General features: G+C 67.4%; 13 protein-coding genes. 3 read left to right on the plus strand and 10 right to left on the minus strand.

Going from position 1 to position 18,120, the window contains the following annotated elements:
• Nucleotides 1–74: 74 nt before the first annotated feature.
• The 5 genes from ACFOLG_RS10590 to ACFOLG_RS10610 all read right to left on the minus strand — a co-directional run bounded on the left by ACFOLG_RS10590 (nt 75) and on the right by ACFOLG_RS10610 (nt 6,968).
• The gene (locus tag ACFOLG_RS10590) at nt 75–1,430 is read right to left on the minus strand and encodes an MFS transporter (protein ID WP_386091527.1); all 1,356 of its coding nucleotides are present in this window, start codon (nt 1,428–1,430) and stop codon (nt 75–77) included.
• A gap of 150 nt (nt 1,431–1,580) precedes the next feature.
• Nucleotides 1,581–2,687 (minus strand): 4-oxalomesaconate tautomerase, encoded by a 1,107-nt coding sequence (locus tag ACFOLG_RS10595; protein ID WP_386091529.1) that lies wholly within the window; start codon nt 2,685–2,687, stop codon nt 1,581–1,583.
• Nucleotides 2,688–2,895: 208 nt separating this feature from the next.
• The gene (locus tag ACFOLG_RS10600) at nt 2,896–4,251 is read right to left on the minus strand and encodes a glutamine synthetase family protein (RefSeq protein WP_386091531.1); all 1,356 of its coding nucleotides are present in this window, start codon (nt 4,249–4,251) and stop codon (nt 2,896–2,898) included.
• A gap of 168 nt (nt 4,252–4,419) precedes the next feature.
• Nucleotides 4,420–5,631 (minus strand): GGDEF domain-containing protein, encoded by a 1,212-nt coding sequence (locus ACFOLG_RS10605; protein WP_386091533.1) that lies wholly within the window; start codon nt 5,629–5,631, stop codon nt 4,420–4,422.
• A gap of 77 nt (nt 5,632–5,708) precedes the next feature.
• The gene (locus ACFOLG_RS10610; protein ID WP_386091535.1) at nt 5,709–6,968 is read right to left on the minus strand and encodes a glutamate-5-semialdehyde dehydrogenase; all 1,260 of its coding nucleotides are present in this window, start codon (nt 6,966–6,968) and stop codon (nt 5,709–5,711) included.
• Between the two features lie 213 nt (nt 6,969–7,181).
• Between ACFOLG_RS10610 and ACFOLG_RS10615 the strand changes: the two genes are divergently transcribed.
• Nucleotides 7,182–9,149 carry a propionate--CoA ligase gene (locus ACFOLG_RS10615; protein WP_386091537.1) on the plus strand — a complete coding sequence of 656 codons (1,968 nt, stop codon included), beginning with the start codon at nt 7,182–7,184 and terminating at the stop codon, nt 9,147–9,149.
• Between the two features lie 147 nt (nt 9,150–9,296).
• Here the strand turns inward: ACFOLG_RS10615 and ACFOLG_RS10620 are convergent, their stop codons facing one another.
• Together ACFOLG_RS10620 and ACFOLG_RS10625 are read right to left on the minus strand one after the other, a co-directional pair.
• Nucleotides 9,297–10,580 carry a DUF3422 family protein gene (locus ACFOLG_RS10620; protein WP_386091539.1) on the minus strand — a complete coding sequence of 428 codons (1,284 nt, stop codon included), beginning with the start codon at nt 10,578–10,580 and terminating at the stop codon, nt 9,297–9,299.
• A 182-nt stretch (nt 10,581–10,762) separates the two neighbouring features.
• Nucleotides 10,763–11,188: a DciA family protein gene (locus ACFOLG_RS10625; RefSeq protein ID WP_386091541.1), complete on the minus strand. Its 426-nt coding sequence runs from the start codon at nt 11,186–11,188 to the stop codon at nt 10,763–10,765.
• Nucleotides 11,189–11,395: 207 nt separating this feature from the next.
• On the opposite strand from ACFOLG_RS10625, the gene secA reads away from it, so the two are divergent.
• Both secA and ACFOLG_RS10635 read left to right on the plus strand, forming a co-directional pair.
• Nucleotides 11,396–14,104 (plus strand): preprotein translocase subunit SecA, encoded by a 2,709-nt coding sequence (gene secA, locus ACFOLG_RS10630; RefSeq protein ID WP_386091543.1) that lies wholly within the window; start codon nt 11,396–11,398, stop codon nt 14,102–14,104.
• A 68-nt stretch (nt 14,105–14,172) separates the two neighbouring features.
• Nucleotides 14,173–14,991, plus strand: a complete 819-nt coding sequence (locus tag ACFOLG_RS10635) for a CPBP family intramembrane glutamic endopeptidase (RefSeq protein ID WP_386091545.1) — start codon at nt 14,173–14,175, stop codon at nt 14,989–14,991.
• Nucleotides 14,992–15,210: 219 nt separating this feature from the next.
• Here the strand turns inward: ACFOLG_RS10635 and oppF are convergent, their stop codons facing one another.
• Genes oppF through ACFOLG_RS10650 form a run of 3 tightly spaced genes read right to left on the minus strand, consistent with a single transcriptional unit; the run spans nt 15,211 to nt 18,113 of the window.
• Nucleotides 15,211–16,197, minus strand: a complete 987-nt coding sequence (gene oppF / locus ACFOLG_RS10640; protein WP_386091547.1) for a murein tripeptide/oligopeptide ABC transporter ATP binding protein OppF — start codon at nt 16,195–16,197, stop codon at nt 15,211–15,213.
• Nucleotides 16,190–17,188 carry an oligopeptide/dipeptide ABC transporter ATP-binding protein gene (locus ACFOLG_RS10645; protein WP_386091549.1) on the minus strand — a complete coding sequence of 333 codons (999 nt, stop codon included), beginning with the start codon at nt 17,186–17,188 and terminating at the stop codon, nt 16,190–16,192. The genes oppF and ACFOLG_RS10645 overlap by 8 nt, the downstream gene beginning before the upstream one ends.
• A gap of 10 nt (nt 17,189–17,198) precedes the next feature.
• Nucleotides 17,199–18,113, minus strand: coding sequence for an ABC transporter permease subunit (locus ACFOLG_RS10650; protein ID WP_386091551.1), 915 nt, complete (start codon nt 18,111–18,113; stop codon nt 17,199–17,201).
• Nucleotides 18,114–18,120 lie beyond the last annotated feature (7 nt).

Here is an 18,120-nt window from a genome sequence, read left to right on the forward strand (position 1 = left end):
AACAGGCGGGACCGCGTGGGTCGGTTACCGCGGGCGGCCACTGGCCGGCCCCGCATCGCAATACAGCTGCTGGCTTAATGCCCCAGCGTGGCAGACACCGCCGGCTTGTCGCCCGTCTCCGGGTGCGCGCGGTGCTTGATGAACAGCGCGGCGGCGGCGATCAGGCCGGGGATGGCCAGCACCAGGAACACCTGGTCGAAACCGAGATGGCGGCGGGTCAGCTCGGCCACCAGGAAGGAGCCGGCGATGCCGCCGAAGCGGCCGATGCCCAGCATCCACGACACGCCGGTGGCGCGGCCCTGGGTGGGGTAGAAACCGGCGGCCAGCGCCGGCAGCGACGATTGCGCGGTGTTCATGATGGTGCCGGCGACGAACACCACCACCATCAGCAGGCCGACATTGCCCACCACCTGGCCGATGGCGTAAATGGACACCGCGGTGAGCACGAAGCCGATGGCGATGATGCGGTCGGCGTTGAAGCGGTCCATCAGCCAGCCGCAGAACACGGCGCCGATGCCGCCCAGCGGGAACAGCGCGGCAATCTGCATCGCCACTTTCGGGTCGATGCCGCCTTCCTTGAACAGCACCGGCATCCAGTTGATGACGCCGTAGAAGATCACCAGGCCCATGAAGTAGGCCAGCCACAGCATCAGCGAACCGGTGCGGTAGGCCGGCGACAGCACCACGCCCAGGCCGCTCTTGCCGGCCACTTCCTGCCGGGTTTCGCGCTGGTGGAAGGCCGGGATGTCACGGGCGGAGGCCGAGATGCGTGCCAGTGCGGCGGCGATGCGTTCGCGCGGCTGGCCCTTGGCCACCATGTAGCGCACCGATTCCGGCAGCACCGCCAGCAGCAGCACCACCAGCAGCAGCGGCACGATGCCGCCGACTTCGAACACGCTGCGCCAGCCCCACTGCGGGATCATCCACGCAGCCAGGAAGCCGCCCAGCGCCGCGCCCAGCGGAAAGCCGCAGAACATGGCATTGGTCAGCAGCGCGCGGCGCGGCGTGGGGCAGAATTCGCTCATCAGCGTCACCGCGTTGGGCATCGCTGCGCCCAGGCCGACGCCGGTGATGAAGCGCAGCACGGTGAGGTGCTGCAGCGTGTCGGCGTGCGACGACAGATAGGTGAACAGGCCGAGCACGAACACCGAGGCCACCAGCACCTTCTTGCGGCCCAGGCGGTCGGCCAGCGGGCCGGCGGACAAGGCGCCGGCGGCGAGGCCGAACAGCGCCGCGCTGAGCACCGGGCCCAGCGCCGGTTTGGCGATGCCCCACTCCTTCAGCAGCGACGGCGCCACATAGCCGATGGCGGCGGTATCGAAACCGTCCAGCAGCACGATGCAGAAGCACAGCGCGAACACGAACCACTGGAACGGGGAAAACGGGTGCCGGTCGATAAACGACTGCACATCAACGGATTGCTGTGACATGAATCTCTCCAACGTTGTGTTGTTTCTAGTAGTAGCGCTCTGTGGCGCCTAGGGAAAACTGCCTTGCCCTGCGGAGCTGCCGGCGCGGGTCGTTGTCGCTCTCTGTTATTCGCAACGACGCCGCGCAGACGATGTGTGTGTGTCCGGGGCTTACTGCTGCCCGTCCCAAACGGCGACGGGCACCATCACTTCACCGCGCATGATCAGCCGCGCGGTGCGCAGCAGGGCGGCGCGGGTAACGTTCTGCGGGTTGGCCGCATCGGTTTCCAGCTCTACCGAGAATTCACCGGTGGGGTGTTCCACCGACACCACCTTGCGCTGGCCGGCGGCGACGCGGGCGATGCCGTCGGTAATCGAGCCTTGCAGCACGCAGGCGGTGGCCACGGTCACCGCCGCCAGCACGCCGATGGCGTCGTGGCACACGTGCGGGATGAAGCTGCGGGTGCTGAGGCTGGCGCCGGGTTCGCGCGGCGGCGCGATCAGCGTCATCTTGGGATAGGTTTTCTTGCTGACGTCGCCCAGGCCCATACGTTGGCCGCATACCAGGCGCAGTGCTTCCAGCTTGCTCTTCAGTTCGTCGTCGGCATTCAGTTCGGCCACGCTCTCGTAGCCAGTGCGGCCAACGTCGCTGGCGCGCAGCATTACCAGCGGCATGCCGTTGTCGATGCAGGTGACGTCGATGTCGCCGATGCCGGCCACACTCACCGTGTCGCGCACCTGGCCGGTGGGCAGCAGGCCGGCGCACACCGAGCCGGCGGTATCGAGGAAATTGATGGTGATCGGCGCCGCGCTGCCCGGCACGCCGTCGATGCGCGCGTCGCCGTCGTAGCGCACCTGGCCGTTCGGGGTCTCCACGGTCACGTCGCAGGCCATGCCGGTGTTCAGCGTCAGCACGCGGAAGGTGCTGGTTGCGCCCTGCGGCTGCAGCAGCCCGGTTTCCAGCGCGAACGGCACCACCGCGGCCAGCATATTGCCGCAGTTGGGGGTGGTGTCGACCGTGTCCTTGTCCGGCGTGACCTGCGCAAACAGGAAGGTCAGGTCGATGCCCGGCTCGCTGCCCAGGTCGACGATGCCCACCTTGCTGGTCAGCGGGTTGGCGCCGCCCAGGCCGTCGATCTGGCGCCGGTCAGGCGAGCCCATCACCGCCAGCAGCACGCGGTTGCGCAGTGCCTCGTCGGCCGGCAGATCGGCTGCCTTGAAGAACGGCCCGCGCGACGTGCCGCCGCGCATGAACAGGGTAGGAATTGGTGTCTGCATGGCGGCAGTATCGGCCGACTGCTCACCCTGCAAAATATGGATAGCTAACTAGTAGATATATCGTTTTGCTATAGCTTGGCATTGCCACGCCAGGCTACGCCAACAGCATGGACAATGCCGGCCCTGCCTGCGTTTGCGCCATGGCCCGGCCGGCGTCTGGCGCATGAAAACAGCCTGCCGGCGGTATGGCCGGCAGGCTGCGCGGCGCTTACGCCAGCGTGGCCAGGTAGCGCCGCTCCCAGGCGCTGATCTCGCCCTGGAAGCTGGCCAGCTCCACTTCCTTCACCGCGGCATAGGCGGCGGCGAATTCGGCGCCGAACAGCCGGCTACAGGCGTCGCCGCCGCGCAGGGCGGCCAGTGCCGCCTCCAGCGTGGCCGGCAGTTCCGGCGCATCCAGCTGCTGGTTGAACACATTGCCCTCGGCGGCGGCGGTGGGCTGCAGCTCTTCCTCCACCCCCAGCAGGCCGGCGCCCAGGCTGGCGGCCAGCGCCAGGTAGGGGTTGGCATCGCAGCCCGGCAGGCGATTTTCCACCCGTCGTGCTTCCGGCCCGGATACCGGCACCCGCAGCCCCACCGAGCGGTTGTCGATGCCCCAGCTGAGGTTGACCGGTGCGGCCAAGCCTTTGACGAAACGGCGGAAGGAGTTGGGGCTGGGGCAATACAGCGGCATCAGCTGCGGCAGGTAGCGCTGCAGGCCGGCGAGGTAGTGCAGGAAGGCATGGCTGCCCTCGCCGTTCGGCTGGCTGAACACATTGCGGCCGTTGCCGTCGACCACGCTCTGGTGGATGTGCATCGAGCTGCCGGGCTGGCCGGCCAGCGGCTTGGCCATGCACACCACGCGCAGGCCGTGGCGCAGGCCGGTTTCCTTCAGCAGGGTCTTGAACAGGAAGGTCTGGTCGGCCAGCGCCAGCGCATCGCCGTGCTTGAGGTTGATCTCGAACTGGCTGGGGCCCATCTCGTGTACCCAGGTATCGGTGTGGATGCCCAGTTGCTCGCAGCCGCGGTAGATGTCGTCGAAGAAGGCTTCGTGGTCGTTGAGGGTGCTGAAGCTGAACGAGTCGAAGCCCTGCTCGCGGCGGCCGCCGCGCAGCGCCGGATTCTGGAACGGCGCATCGGCGTCGGCGTCCGGCGCGAACAGGTAGAACTCCAGCTCCGGCGCCACCACCGGCGTCCAGCCGCGGGCGGCATAGCGCGCCAGCACCGCCTTGAGCGCGCTGCGCGGCGCCAGCGGGCTGAGGCTGCCGTCGTGGTCGACGTTGTCGCACAGCACCAGCGCGCGCGGGGTGTTCGCCCACGGCACCGGGCGCAGGGTGCTCATGTCCGGCAGCAGCAGCACGTCCGGGTCGTTCTCGCCGTAGTAGCGGTAATCCGGAAACTCGCCGATACAGCTCTGGATCGCCACCGCGCGGGCGATGCGCAGCGGCTGGCCCTGGATGAAGGCCTTGCTCGGCAGGGTTTTGCCGCGCGCAAAACCGGTGACATCGGCAAACGCCAGCTCGACGTCACGCACGCCACTGGCGCTGAGCCACTGCGCTTGTTCGGCGCTGGGTACGGGATGCTGCATCAGACGGACTCCTGATCAAATTCACGGTGCGAACTGCGCCGCGCTTGCTGCGATTATGCGCGATACAGTTTCGCAGGCAAGCACAACGTTCCGCCATGCGGAACATTGCTGTTAAATATATTGATCAGGCGGGAAAATGGCCGCGCGCTGTGGCCTGCGGCCAACACCTCACGCCAGTAGCGTCACCCGGTTGCGCCCGGCGTGCTTGGACTGGTACATCGCCTCGTCGGCGCGCGCCAGCCAGCCGTGCAACGCCTCGCCGCCGCGATGCGCGGTGACGCCGAACGAGGCGGTGACCCGCAGGCTGGCGCCCTCCACCGGCAAGGGTTCAGCCGCCAGGGTGTCGCACAGCCGCTGCGCCAGCAGGCAGGCATCGGCCGGCGCGGTGGCGGGCAGGATCAGCACGAATTCCTCGCCGCCGAAGCGCGCCAGCAGGTCGTCCTGGCGCAGACAGGCCAGCAGCCGCTCGGCCAGGCCGCGCAGCACCGCGTCGCCGGCATGGTGGCCGTAGGTGTCGTTTACCTGCTTGAAGTGATCGACATCCAGTAACACCAGCGCCGCCGCCGCATCGGCCTGCACCAGCCGCTTGAGTTCGGCCATCGCCGCGCGGCGGTTGGGCAGCTGGGTCAGCTCGTCGACGTGCGCCATGCGCTCGATGGTCTGCAGCGCCTGCTGCAGCTGCTGGTGCTCACGCTTGAGCGCCTGCAGCGCATTGGCGGCGCGCACGTTGGCCGCCATCAGGTCTTCGTTCAGCAGCACCGCCTGCACGCTGGCACGCACGCCGTGGCGCAGCTGGCGGTGCACCACCCAGCCGTACAGCCACAGCAGGCCGAAGTACAGCAGGCTGGCCACGCCGATGTAGTGCGCCATGCGCTCGCTGCTGCCCAGGCCGTGCAGCATGCCCGGCAGCAGCAGCGCCAGCTCGAAGCTGACCACCGCCAGCATGAATGCCGCCTGCACGATCATCGCCAGCGCGCCCACCGCCGCCAGCACCAGGTACAGCATCATGCTGCACAGCGGCGACGCGGACTGCAGCCACCAGGCGGCGCTGCCCCAGGCCAGGCCGACCAGCGCCAGGCTGGCGGCATTGAGCTGCGGCCAACGTTGCAGCATGCGCGCATCCGGCTTGTGCACCAGCACCCAGGCATCCAGCAGCAGTTGCTGGAACAAGGCCAGGCACAGCACGGCGAACCACGGCCAGAACGGCACCTGCGCCAGCACGCCTTCCGCGTCCAGCACGAAGTGCAGCAGGATGGCGGCGCTGGGCGCCGACAAGCCGGCCACCAGCCCGCGGCGCGCCACCAGCTTGATGCACACCGCCTCCACCTGCTGCGGCAGGCTGAAGCGGGAATCCGGCGAGATGAGCATGCTGTGCGGCATCGGGCGACTCCAGGCGTGGCGGATGTGAAAAACCCCGCCGGCCGGCGGGGTGTGGTGCGCAAGGCAGGCGGCGCGGTTTAGCTGCGGATCTGGCCGTCGCCGAGCACCACCCACTTCTGGCTGGTGAGGCCGAGCAGGCCCACCGGGCCGCGGGCGTGGATCTTGTCGGTGGAGATGCCGATCTCGGCGCCCAGGCCGTACTCGAAGCCGTCGGCGAAGCGGGTGCTGGCATTCACCATCACGCTGGCGGAATCCACCTCGCGCAGGAAGCGGCGCGCGCGGCCGTAGTCGTCGGTGACGATGGCATCGGTGTGGTGGCTGCCGTAGTGGTTGATGTGCTCGATGGCATCGTCGATGCCGCCCACTACCTTGATGGCCAGGATCGGCGCCAGGTATTCGGTTTCCCAGTCCGCCTCGGTCGCCGCGACCACCTGCTCGCCGAGGATGCCGCGGGTGCGCTCGCAGCCGCGCAGCTCGACGCCCTTCTCCCAGTATGCCGCGGCCAACCTGGGCAGGATGAACTCGGCAAACGCGGTGTGCACCAGCAGGGTTTCCATGGTGTTGCAGGTGCCGTAGCGGTGGGTCTTGGCGTTCAGCGCGATGTTGAACGCCTTGTCCGGGTTGGCGGTGTCGTCGATGTAGACGTGGCAGTTGCCGTCTAGGTGCTTGATCACCGGCACCCGCGCCTCCTGGCTGATGCGCGCGATCAGGCCCTTGCCGCCACGCGGCACGATTACGTCGACGTATTCGCTCATGGTGATCAGCTCGCCCACCGCGGCGCGGTCGGTGGTTTCCAGCACCTGTACCGCGTGCGGCGACAGCTCGGCCACGCGCAGACCCTCGTGCACGCAGGCGGCAATCGCCTGGTTGCTGTGGAAGGCCTCGGAACCGCCGCGCAGGATCACCGCGTTGCCGGATTTCAGGCACAGCCCGGCGGCGTCGGCGGTCACATTCGGCCGCGCCTCGTAGATGATGCCCACCACCCCCAGCGGCACGCGCATCTTGCCGAGCTGGATGCCGGACGGGCGGTAGGTGAAGTCGTTCATCTCGCCGACCGGGTCCGGCAGCGCGGCGATCTGGCGCAAGCCCTCGGCCATGCCGCGCGCGGTTTTCTCCGACAGCGTCAGGCGGTCGATCAGCGCCTCGTCCAGGCCGTTCTGGCGCGCGGCGGCCAGGTCCTGCATGTTGGCCGCAATCAGCCGCTCCAGCTCGCGCTCGATGGCGTCGGCGATGGCATGCAGTGCCTTGTTTTTCTGGTTGCTGTCGGCGCGGGCCAGCGCACGGCTGGCCTTGCGGGCGGCCTGGCCGACTACGTTCATGTAATGCTTGATGTCCATGGTCTTGTCCTGCAACGGCGGCGGTTGTTATGCATGGCAGGGTACTGCAAAGCGGGCGCTGCCGGCCAGTGTTTATCGCCGCCCGGCCGCGCGCCGCCCGACCGCCGCCGCGCGGCAAGTGCCTGCTTTATCGGGATTTGTACAACGCTTTGCCGCCCTGCCCGCCGCCTTGCGCCAGCCCGGCATTGACCACGCGCCACCGCTGCCCTTACTTTGTCCGACAAGCAACCGCTTGATAAAAACAGCGTCCCCACCGCGCGGCACAACCAGGAGACTCCCGACATGGCGAATTACCAGGCGTTCCACCGCCATTCCATCGAACAACCCGCAGCGTTCTGGGGCGAACAGGCCAAGCGCATCCACTGGCAGCGGCCATGCGAGCAGGTGCTGGCCTACGAGCAGCCGCCGTTCCGGCAGTGGTTCGCCGGCGGGCTGACCAACCTGTGCTACAACGCGGTGGACCGCCACCTGGCCGAGCGACCGGAGCAGACCGCGCTGGCCTATGTGTCCACCGAAACCGGCATCGAGACCAGCTACAGCTACCGCGAACTGCACGCCGAGGTGGCGCGCTTCGCCGCCATCCTGCAGGCGCAGGGGGTGCAAAAAGGCGACCGGGTGCTGATCTACATGCCGATGATTCCGGAAGCCGTGTTCGCCATGCTGGCCACCGTGCGGCTGGGTGCCATCCACTCGGTGGTGTTCGGCGGCTTCGCCTCCGCCAGCCTGGCCACCCGTATCGAAGACGCCGCGCCGAAGGTGATGGTGACCGCCGACGCCGGCCTGCGCGGTGGCAAGCTGATTCCGTACAAGCCACTGGTGGACGAGGCGCTGGCGCTGGCCGGCAGCGCCGCACCGGACAAGGTGATCCTGGTGAACCGCGGGCTGGCCGAGGCGCCGATGATGAAACCGGGCCGCGACCTGGACTACGACAGCCTGCGCGAGCAGCACCTGAACGACCGCGCCGAGGTGGAATGGGTGGAGTCCAGCCACCCCAGCTACATCCTGTACACTTCCGGCACCACCGGCAAACCCAAGGGCGTGCAGCGCGATACCGGCGGCTATGCGGTGGCGCTGGCGGCCAGCATGGAATACATCTATGGCGGCAAGCCGGGCGAATGCTTCTTCTCCACCTCCGACATCGGCTGGGTGGTGGGCCATTCCTACATCGTGTACGCGCCGCTGCTTACCGGCATGACCACCCTGGTGTACGAAGGGCTGCCGGTGCACCCCGACCCGGGTATCTGGTGGCAGCTGGTGGAGAAATACCGCGTCAGCGTGATGTTCTCCGCCCCCACCGCGGTGCGGGTGCTGAAGAAGCAGGACCCGGCCTGGCTGCACAAATACGACCTGTCCAGCCTGCGCGCGCTGTTCCTGGCCGGCGAGCCGCTGGACGAGCCGACCGCGCGCTGGATCGCCGGCGAGCTGCAGGTGCCGGTGCTGGACAACTACTGGCAGACCGAAACCGGCTGGCCGATGCTGACGCTGTGCAACGGCGTGGAACCGAAGGCGGTGAAATACGGCAGCCCCGGCCTGCCGGTGTACGGCTACGACGTCCGCCTGTTCAACGAGGCCACCGGCGAGGAAGTCGGCCCCGGCGAAAAAGGCGTGATCGGCGTGCTGCCACCGCTGCCGCCGGGCTGCATGAGCACCATCTGGCAGCAGGACCAGCGCTTCGTCGACACCTACTTCAGCCTGTTCCCGGACAAGCTGGTCTATTCCAGCTTCGACTGGGGCATCAAGGACGCCGACGGCTATTTCACCATCCTCGGCCGCACCGACGACGTGATCAACGTCGCCGGCCACCGGCTGGGCACCCGCGAGATCGAGGAAGCGGTCAGCAGCCACAGCGCCATCGCCGAGGTGGCGGTAGTGGGGGTGGAAGACAGCCTCAAGGGCCAGGTGCCGAAGGCGTTCGCGGTGGTGCGCAACCCGGCGCTGCTGGACGACCCGGCCAGCCGCAGCCAGCTGGAGAAAGAGGTGATCGCGCAGGTGGCGGCGCAGCTGGGGGCGATCGCCAACCCGGCACGGGTGTACTTTGTGAACCAGCTGCCCAAGACCCGCTCCGGCAAGGTGCTGCGCCGCTCGATCCAGGCGCTGGCCGAAGGCCGCGACCCGGGCGACCTCACCACGCTGGACGACCCGGCCGGCATCGAGCAGATCCGCCAGGCGATGAAACCGTAGTAACAGCAAGGCGGCCTGGTGCCGCCGGCTCCTTTGGACTGCCATCATCGAGGGATGGCGGTCTTTTTTTATGCGGCCAACGTTGGCCCCAGGCCGGCAAAAAGGCCGGCGCGATGCGCCGGCCCTGTTGTCTACCTCAGCGGTCGCTCAGTGCTGCAGGCCGCGCTTCACCCGCCGCATGCCCAGCCACACCGTGAGCGCCACCAGCGGAATCGCCAGCCCGGTGAGCAGCTCCACGTTCAGGTGCAGGCCGGCGGCCTTGCCGGCCTTGAACAGATAGCCCAGCAGCCCCACCGCGTAGTAGGTGAGCACCCCCACCGACAGCCCTTCCACCGTCTCCTGCAGCCGCAGCTGCAGCGCGGCGCGGCGGTCCATGCTGGCCAGCAGCGCGCGGTTCTGCTCCTCGTGCACCACTTCCACCCGCGTGCGCAGCAACGCGGTGCTGCGCTGCAGCCGGGTCATCAGCCGCTCCTGGCGCCGCACCGCGGTGGCGCAGGTTTCCATCGCCGGCCCCAGCCGCCGCTCCATGAATTCGTGGAACGGCTGCAGCCCGGACAGGCGGCGCTCGCGCAGCTCGTCGATGCGGCGCCCCACCAGCTGGTAGTAGGCGCGCGCGGCGGCGAAGCGGTACTGGCTCTGCGCGATCAGCTGCTCGCCCTGCGCCGACAGGTCGGTGAGCTCGTCCAGCATGCTGGCGTCGTGGCCCTGCTGCTGCGCCATGCGCAGCGTCACCCGCCGCAGCAGGGTGCCGAGGCGATCCAGCTCGCGCATCTGGCGCTTGGCTTCCGGCAAGGCCAGCAGCGCCAGCAGGCGGTAGGTTTCCATCTCGAACAGCCGCTGCACCATGCGCCCGGACTGCGACGGCCCCATGTCGCGGTCGATCAGCACGAAGCGGCTGAAGCCTTCCGCCAGCCGCGGGTCCGGGTGCAGGCGCAGGTCGGTGTAGGCCACGCCGTTGCCGTCGCCGATCTCGGCGCCGATCAGGTCGTGGCCGCCGAACCAGCGCTGGGCGATCTCGGCCGCCGGCGCCTCCTGGTCGGCCGGCAGCAGCACCGCGTGGGTGGCCACCATCAGCTCGCCGGGCAGGCGCCCCAGCCAGTCGCCCGGCAGGCGGTCCAGCGGGGTACGCTCGAACGGCTCGACGAAGTCGCCGCTGAGCACGAAGCTGTAGCGCGCGAACTCGGTATGCAGCGCCCAGCGCACGGTGAGGTCGCCGGCCACGCCGGTGTAGTGCACCTGGCCCGGCTCCGGCTGCGGCAGGCCCAGGCGGCTGGCCAGATCCTGCATCGCGGCGCGTTGCTCCAGCTCGGCATCGTCGAAGAACAGGGTGAGGGTGGTGAGTCTGGCCGGCGACGGTATCGCCACCGGCGGCCGCGCGTGCGCCTCGTCGTTGAGGCTGCGGCGCAGCGGATGGGTATGCAAGCTAATCATTTCGTTCCGGTATCCCTGGTGGCTGGGCCAGTTGACGTCTGGCGTCGTATCTGGCGCAAGGCAGCTCTGCGGCTGCTGGCGGGCAGCTTACCCGTGCCGGCGGTGATGCAACAAGCTTGCCAGCACGCGACATGCTGCCGCGCAGGGATGACAACAAGATGGCCGCAACGGCGGCGCGGGCGTCAGCCCTTGTGGTGCCGCAACAGTCGCTTGAGCGCGTCTTTCACCACCGGGTTGCGCACCTCGTCGGCGGCGCGGGCAAAGGCGTCGATGCCGGCCTCGGACAGGGCGAAGGATTTCTGCCGCGGCTTGCGCGGCGGGGTGGGCAGCACTTTCACCCGCAGGCTGCTCAGCGGGTAGCCCTGGCGCGCCAGCGGCGCCACCACGCTGTTGCCCAGCAGCCGCAGCCGTGCCGCCACGGTGCTGTTGTGGGCGAACACCACCAGCTCGCCGCCGCGCACGCAGGCCACCTGGCACTGCTCGCCCAGGCGGCCGGGCAGCAGGCGCTTGAAGGCGCGGTCCAGCAGCAGAATGGCCTGCGCCGCGGCGGTCAGGTCGGCCAGTTGCTGGTCCTTCTTGCCGAAGTGGCTGAAGAGTTGGCTGCTCATGTGGATACAAGACGAAACAATCGGCCTGCAGTGTAGCCCAAATGCCCGCCAGCCGTGCTCGCCGCCGCGTTGCCGCCGCGCCCGGCGCCCTGCCCGATAGCACAGCTCTTGATTAGCTGCAAAGTCGCCCCCATTAACTGGGGATTCGCCTGTGTTAAACTTTGGCCCATTTTTCGATTCGGCCGCTGGCCGCTGGATGTCCACAAGATGATTTCGTCGCTCCTCAAGAAAGTATTCGGCAGCCGCAACGATCGACTGCTCAAGCAGTACCGCCAGGTTGTCGCCCGCATCAACGGCATGGAAGACGCGATGAAAGCGCTGTCCGACGAGCAGTTGGCCGCCAAGACCGCCGAATTCCGGGAGCGCCACGCCAAGGGCGAGACACTGGACGCCTTGCTGCCGGAAGCGTTTGCCGTCTGCCGCGAGGCCTCGCGCCGCGCACTGGGCATGCGCCACTTCGACGTACAGCTGATCGGCGGCATGGTGCTGCACGAGGGCAAGATCGCCGAGATGCGTACCGGCGAGGGCAAGACCCTGGTCGGCACCCTGCCGGTGTACCTGAACGCGCTGGCCGGCAAGGGCGTGCACGTCATTACCGTCAACGACTACCTGGCCAGCCGCGACGCCGGCATCATGGGCAAGCTGTACAACTTCCTCGGCCTGTCGGTGGGGGTGAACCTGTCGCAGATGCCGCACGACCTGAAACAGCAGGCCTACGCCTGCGACATCACCTACGGCACCAACAACGAGTTCGGCTTCGACTACCTGCGCGACAACATGGTGTTCAGCATCGACGAGAAGGTGCAGCGTCCGCTGGCCTACGCCGTGGTGGATGAAGTGGACTCCATCCTGATCGACGAGGCACGCACGCCGCTGATCATCTCCGGCCCGGCCGAAGACAACGTCGACATGTACCGCGCGATGAACGCGGTGCCGCCGCTGCTGAGCAAGCAGGAAACCGAGGAAGGCGAAGGCGACTACTGGGTGGACGAGAAGGCGCACAGCGTGCTGCTGTCCGAAGCCGGCCACGAACACGCCGAACAGATCCTGGCCAGCATGGGCCTGCTGGGCGACGGCGACAGCCTGTACTCCGCGGCCAACATCACCCTGATGCACCACCTGGGCGCCGCGCTGAAGGCGCACGCGCTGTTCCACCTCGACCAGCACTACGTGGTGCAGGACGGCGAAGTGGTGATCGTCGACGAATTCACCGGCCGCCTGATGGCCGGCCGCCGCTGGTCCGACGGCCTGCACCAGGCAGTGGAAGCCAAGGAAGGCGTGCAGATCAACCGCGAGAACCAGACGCTGGCGTCGATCACCTTCCAGAACTACTTCCGCCTGTACGGCAAGCTGTCCGGCATGACCGGCACCGCCGACACCGAAGCCTACGAATTCCAGAACATCTACGCGCTGGAAACCGTGGTGATTCCGACCAACCGCCCGATGGTGCGCCAGGATCACCAGGACAAGATCTACCGCTCGGCGCGCGAGAAGTACAACGCCATCATCGGCGACATCAAGGACTGCATCGCCCGCGGCCAGCCGGTACTGGTGGGCACCACCAGCATCGAGAACTCCGAGCTGGTATCGCAGCTGCTGACCCAGGCCGACCTGCAGCACAACGTGCTCAACGCCAAGGAACATGCGCGCGAAGCCGACATCGTGGTGCAGGCCGGTCGCCCCGGCGTGATCACCGTGGCCACCAATATGGCCGGCCGCGGTACCGACATCGTGCTGGGCGGCAACCCGGAACCGCAGATCAAGGCGGTGGAAAGCGATGAGTCGCTGTCCGACGCCGACAAGGCCGCCCGCATCGACGCCATCCGCAGCGAATGGAAGCAGCGCCACGAGGCGGTGCTGACCGCCGGCGGCCTGTACATCATCGGCACCGAACGCCACGAATCGCGCCGCATCGACAACCAGCTGCGCGGCCGTGCCGGCCGTCAGGGTGACCCGGGCGCCAGCCGCTTCTACCTGTCGCTGGAAGACCCGCTGCTGCGCATCTTCGCCGGCGAACGCGTGGCGATGATCATGGACAAGCTGAAGATGCCGGACGGCGAGGCCATCGAGCATCCGTGGGTGTCGCGCTCCATCGAGAACGCGCAGCGCAAGGTGGAAGGCCGCAACTTCGACATCCGCAAGCAGCTGCTGGAATACGACGACGTTGCCAACGACCAGCGCAAGGTGATCTACCAGCAGCGCAACGAGATTCTGGAAGACCAGGATGTGTCCGCCATCGTCAGCAATATGCGTGACGGCGTGCTGTCCGACCTGGTGGACCTGCACCTACCGCCGGAGTCGATGGAAGAACAGTGGGATCTGGCCGGGCTGGAGCGCGCGCTGGAAGCCGAATTCCAGCTGCAGGCACCGGTAGCCGCCTGGCTGCAGGCCGAGCAGACGCTGGACATCCCGGACATCAAGCAGCGCATTCTGGAGCAGGCGACCGCCAGCTACGCCGAGAAGGTGGCCGCCGTCGGCGCCGAGCAGATGCAGCAGTTCGAGCATGGCCTGGTGCTGCAGATGCTGGACAACACCTGGCGCGAGCACCTGGCAGCGATGGATCACCTGCGCCAGGGCATCCACCTGCGCGGCTATGCGCAGAAGAACCCGAAGCAGGAATACAAGCGCGAGGCGTTCGAGCTGTTCTCCGCCATGCTCGATCGCATCAAGCACAGCGTGGTCAGCGTGCTGATGACGGTGCAGGTGCGCAGCGATGCCGACCTGGAAGCGGTGGCACCGCACGAAGTGGCCGGCATGGAGCTGCACCACGACGAGCTGCCGTCGGCGGTGGCGGACGAGGGCAACCCGTTCTCGCCGGACGCGCTGGCGGCGCAGGGCCTGCGCGTTGGCCGCAACGACCCCTGCCCGTGCGGCAGCGGCCAACGTTACAAGCAGTGCCACGGCAAGCTGGCCTGAGCTGCCTCGACATGACAAACCGCCAAGCTAGCTTGGCGGTTTTTTCTTGCCTGCCGGAATAAGCCGCCATGCCCGCCCTCAGCCTGCCGCAACAGCTCGCTTTCGCCCTGCTGGCCGCCACTGCGCTGCTGTTGCTGGCCAGCCGCCGCCGTGCGGCCGCCTGGCTGCTGGCGGCCTGCCTGCCGCTCGCCGCCATGGCCAGGCTGCTCGGCGCGGCCGCCATCCCGCCGCTACTGCTGACCACGGCACTGCTGTACTGGCAGCGGCGCCAGCCGGCACTAGCCCGCGGCGGGCTGCTGGCCATCGCGCTGGCACTGGGTCTGCACCTGCTGCCGGGCTTCCCCACCCTGACGCTGTGGCATGGCCAGCTGGCCGCCGACAGCAGCCCCTACCTGCTGCGCTGGGGCCTGGACAAGGCGTTGGCCGGCTGCCTGCTGTTATGGCTGTACCCCGAATGGCGGCCGCAGCCTCGCGGCCAACGTTGGCCGCAGCTTGCCGCCGCGCTGCTGTTGCTCGCCGTAGCCTTGGCCGCTGCGCTACTGCTGGGGCTGGTGCGTGTCGATGTGAAATGGCCGAGCTGGTGGCCGTACTGGCTGGCCGGCAACCTGCTGCTGACCAGCCTGGCGGAGGAGGCGCTGTTCCGCCGCGCGCTGCCGCAGCTGCTGCCGACAAGCTGGCCGCCGCTGGCGCGCCTGCTATTGTGCAGCCTGCTATTCGGCCTGGCCCACGCCGGCGGCGGGCCGGTGTGGCTGCTGTGTGCCAGCCTGGCCGGCCTGGCCTATGCACTGATCTACCGCGCCAGTGGCCAGCTGGGCTGGGCCATCGTCGCGCATAGCGCCTTCAACAGCCTGCATCTGGCGCTGCTGAGCTACCCGCAGCTGCAGTGAACGCGGCGGGATACCGGCCACGTTGGCCACACGTCTTGCGTCCCCCGGGCAAGCGTCGCCGGCACGCTGCAGCCGACTAGCAATGTGGACCTGGCTGCGTAACGTCCGACCACGGTGCACTGGCTTGCTCAGCCCCCTCCCCTTGCCGGTACCATGAAAAAACCCCGCCGTAGCGGGGTTTTGCATGCCGGGCCGGCTGTGCGGCCAACCTTGTAGCGTTTACACCAGCAGGCAGGACGATTGCGACTTGTCGCTCACCGCGTGCAGCACGATCTCTTCCTTGCCGCAACGTTCCTGTGCCAGCGGGCAGCGGGTGCGGAACACGCAGCCGGACGGCGGGTTCATCGGGCTGGGCAGATCGCCCTGCAGGATCTGGATCTGCTTGTTCTTCTCCAGCTTCGGGTCCGGAATCGGAATCGCCGACAGCAGCGCACGGGTGTACGGGTGGCTCGGGGCGTCGTACAGCGCGTGCTTCTCCGCCAGCTCCATCTCACGGCCCAGGTACATCACCAGGATGCGGTCGGAGATGTGCTTCACCACCGCCAGGTCGTGGGCAATGAAGATCAACGCCAGGCCCATCTCGCGCTGCAGCTCTTTCAGCAGGTTGATGATCTGCGCCTGGATCGACACGTCCAGCGCCGATACCGGCTCGTCGCAGATGATCAGCTTCGGTTCCAGGATCAGCGCGCGGGCGATGCCGATACGCTGGCACTGGCCGCCGGAGAACTCGTGCGGGTAGCGGTTGATCATCTGCTCGCGCAGGCCGACCTTGCCCATCATGGCGCGCACGCGCTTGTCCACCTCGGCGGCGGACAGCTCCGGCCGGTGCACGCGCAGCGGCTCGCCGATGATCTGGCCGATGTTCATGCGCGGGTTCAGCGACGCCAGCGGATCCTGGAAGATCATCTGGATGTCCTTGCGCACCGCCAGCCAGTCCTTCTCGCTGCCCTTGGTCAGGTCCTTGCCCATCCACACGATTTCGCCGGACTTGGCCGGGTGCAGGTTGAGGATGGCGCGGGCCAGGGTGGATTTGCCGCAGCCGGATTCGCCGACCACGCCCAGGGTTTCACCGGCGTACAGGTCGAAGCTGACGCCATCGACCGCTTTCAGGGTTTTCTTCGGGGTCCACGGCCAGGCGTTGTTGCTCTTCACCTGGAAGTGCACCTTGACGTCGCGGACCGACAGGATGGGCTGGCGTTCAGACATGCGCCTTCTCCTTGATGATCTGCAGTTCAGCGACCGGCTTGTGACAGGCACGCAGCACGGATGTTTGGTTACCGGCGGCTTCCAGCGTCGGCAGCACCTCCACGCAATGCGCAGTGGCATGGGCGCAGCGTTCGGAGAACGGACAGCCCTTGGGCATGTGCGCCATGTTCGGCGGGTTGCCCGGGATGCTGATCAGGGTGTCGCCGTCGTGGTCCAGGCGCGGCAGCGCGCCCAGCAGGCCGATGGTGTACGGGTGGGTCGGGCGGTAGAAGATGTCGTCGGACTGGCCGTATTCCATCACGCGGCCGCCGTACATCACCATCACTTTTTCGCACAGGCCAGCCACCACGCCCAGGTCATGGGTAATCATCACGATGGCGGTGCCGAAGTCGCGCTGCAGGTCCTTCAGCAGGCTAAGGATCTGCGCCTGCACGGTCACGTCCAGCGCGGTGGTCGGTTCGTCGGCGATCAGCACTTCCGGCTCGCACAGCAGCGCCATGGCGATCATCACGCGCTGGCGCATGCCGCCGGAGAACTCGTGCGGGTACATGTCGATGCGGCGTGCCGCTTCCGGGATGCGCACCGCTTCCAACAGCTCGATGGCGCGCTTCTTGGCTTCGCGGCGAGTCATGTTCTTGTGCAGCTGCAGCACCTCGGTCATCTGGCGCTCTACCGTCAGGTAGGGGTTCAGCGAGGTCATCGGATCCTGGAAGATCATCGACACGCGGTCGCCGCGGATGCCGTTGAGCTGCTTTGGGCTCATGGTCAGCAGGTTCTGGCCGTTGTACAGCGCTTCGCCGGTGGCTTTGCCGTTCTTGGCCAGCAAGCCCATCATCGCCAGCACGCTCTGGCTCTTGCCGGAGCCGGATTCGCCGACGATGCCCAGGGTCTGTCCTTTTTCCAGCTCGAAGTTCACTCCGTTGACGGCATACACGTAGCCATCGGGGGTCTGGAACTGTACCCCCAGGTTTTTCACTTGCAACAGGCTCATGGTGTAGTCCTCAACGATCCTTCGGGTCCAGCGCGTCGCGCATGCCGTCGCCGATATAGTTGGCGCAGTACAGGGTGACCGACAGCAGGGCGGCCGGGAACAGCAGGATCCACGGTGTGGTTTCCATCACCCCGGTGCCGTCTTCGATCAGCACGCCCCAGCTGGTCATCGGCTCCTGTACCCCCAGGCCGAGGAAGGACAGCACCGATTCGGTCAGGATCACGCCCGGCACGGTCACAGTGGTATAGATCACCACAATGCCCAGCAGGTTCGGCACCACGTGACGGAAGATGATGCTGCTGGTGGACACGCCGATGGCGCGCGCCGCCTCGATGTATTCCTTGGACTTGATCGACAGCGTCTGGCCGCGCACCACCCGTGCCATGTCCATCCACGAGAACACGGTGATGGTCAGCACCACCAGGTAGAACTCGCGGCCCAGCAGGGTCACCATCAGGATGGCGATCAGCAGGTAGGGCACCGCGTACATCATGTCGACGATGCGCATCATCACGGTGTCCACCTTGCCGCCGAGGAAGCCGGCGGTGGCGCCCCAGACGATGCCGATGGTCACCGAGGCGATGGTGGCCAGCAGGCCCACCATCAGCGAGATGCGGCCGCCGATCAGGCAGCGCACCAAGAGGTCGCGGCCCAGCTCGTCGGTACCGAAGTAGTGGCCGTTAAGCAGGGTGGGCGCCAGGCTCATCGCCTCCCAGTCGGTGTCTTCATAGCTGTGCTGCAGCAGCATCGGGCCGAAGATACAGGCCAGGGTGATCAGGGTGAGGATCACCAGGCTGAGCACGGCGGCCTTGTTGCGGAAAAAGCGCTCGCGCGCGTCGCGCCACGGGCTGCGGCCGTCGACCGCTACCACGCCAACGTTGGCCGCAATGGCCTCGGCCGCGGCTTTCTGTTTACTTCTCAACATGTTCGGT

The sequence above is a fragment of the Vogesella facilis genome, from assembly GCF_042648525.1.
Classification (GTDB): Bacteria; Pseudomonadota; Gammaproteobacteria; order Burkholderiales; family Chromobacteriaceae; genus Vogesella; species Vogesella facilis.

What these genes read in the sequence shown, in the direction of transcription:
- ACFOLG_RS10590 (WP_386091527.1), bottom strand. Translation starts at nt 1,430, where the DNA reads ATGTCACAGCAATCCGTTGATGTGCAGTCGTTTATCGACCGGCACCCG.
- ACFOLG_RS10635 (WP_386091545.1), top strand. Translation starts at nt 14,173, where the DNA reads ATGCCCGCCCTCAGCCTGCCGCAACAGCTCGCTTTCGCCCTGCTGGCC.
- secA (WP_386091543.1), top strand. Translation starts at nt 11,396, where the DNA reads ATGATTTCGTCGCTCCTCAAGAAAGTATTCGGCAGCCGCAACGATCGA.
- ACFOLG_RS10645 (WP_386091549.1), bottom strand. Translation starts at nt 17,188, where the DNA reads ATGAGCCTGTTGCAAGTGAAAAACCTGGGGGTACAGTTCCAGACCCCC.
- ACFOLG_RS10600 (WP_386091531.1), bottom strand. Translation starts at nt 4,251, where the DNA reads ATGCAGCATCCCGTACCCAGCGCCGAACAAGCGCAGTGGCTCAGCGCC.
- ACFOLG_RS10595 (WP_386091529.1), bottom strand. Translation starts at nt 2,687, where the DNA reads ATGCAGACACCAATTCCTACCCTGTTCATGCGCGGCGGCACGTCGCGC.
- ACFOLG_RS10605 (WP_386091533.1), bottom strand. Translation starts at nt 5,631, where the DNA reads ATGCCGCACAGCATGCTCATCTCGCCGGATTCCCGCTTCAGCCTGCCG.
- ACFOLG_RS10610 (WP_386091535.1), bottom strand. Translation starts at nt 6,968, where the DNA reads ATGGACATCAAGCATTACATGAACGTAGTCGGCCAGGCCGCCCGCAAG.
- oppF (WP_386091547.1), bottom strand. Translation starts at nt 16,197, where the DNA reads ATGTCTGAACGCCAGCCCATCCTGTCGGTCCGCGACGTCAAGGTGCAC.
- ACFOLG_RS10620 (WP_386091539.1), bottom strand. Translation starts at nt 10,580, where the DNA reads ATGATTAGCTTGCATACCCATCCGCTGCGCCGCAGCCTCAACGACGAG.
- ACFOLG_RS10625 (WP_386091541.1), bottom strand. Translation starts at nt 11,188, where the DNA reads ATGAGCAGCCAACTCTTCAGCCACTTCGGCAAGAAGGACCAGCAACTG.
- ACFOLG_RS10650 (WP_386091551.1), bottom strand. Translation starts at nt 18,113, where the DNA reads ATGTTGAGAAGTAAACAGAAAGCCGCGGCCGAGGCCATTGCGGCCAAC.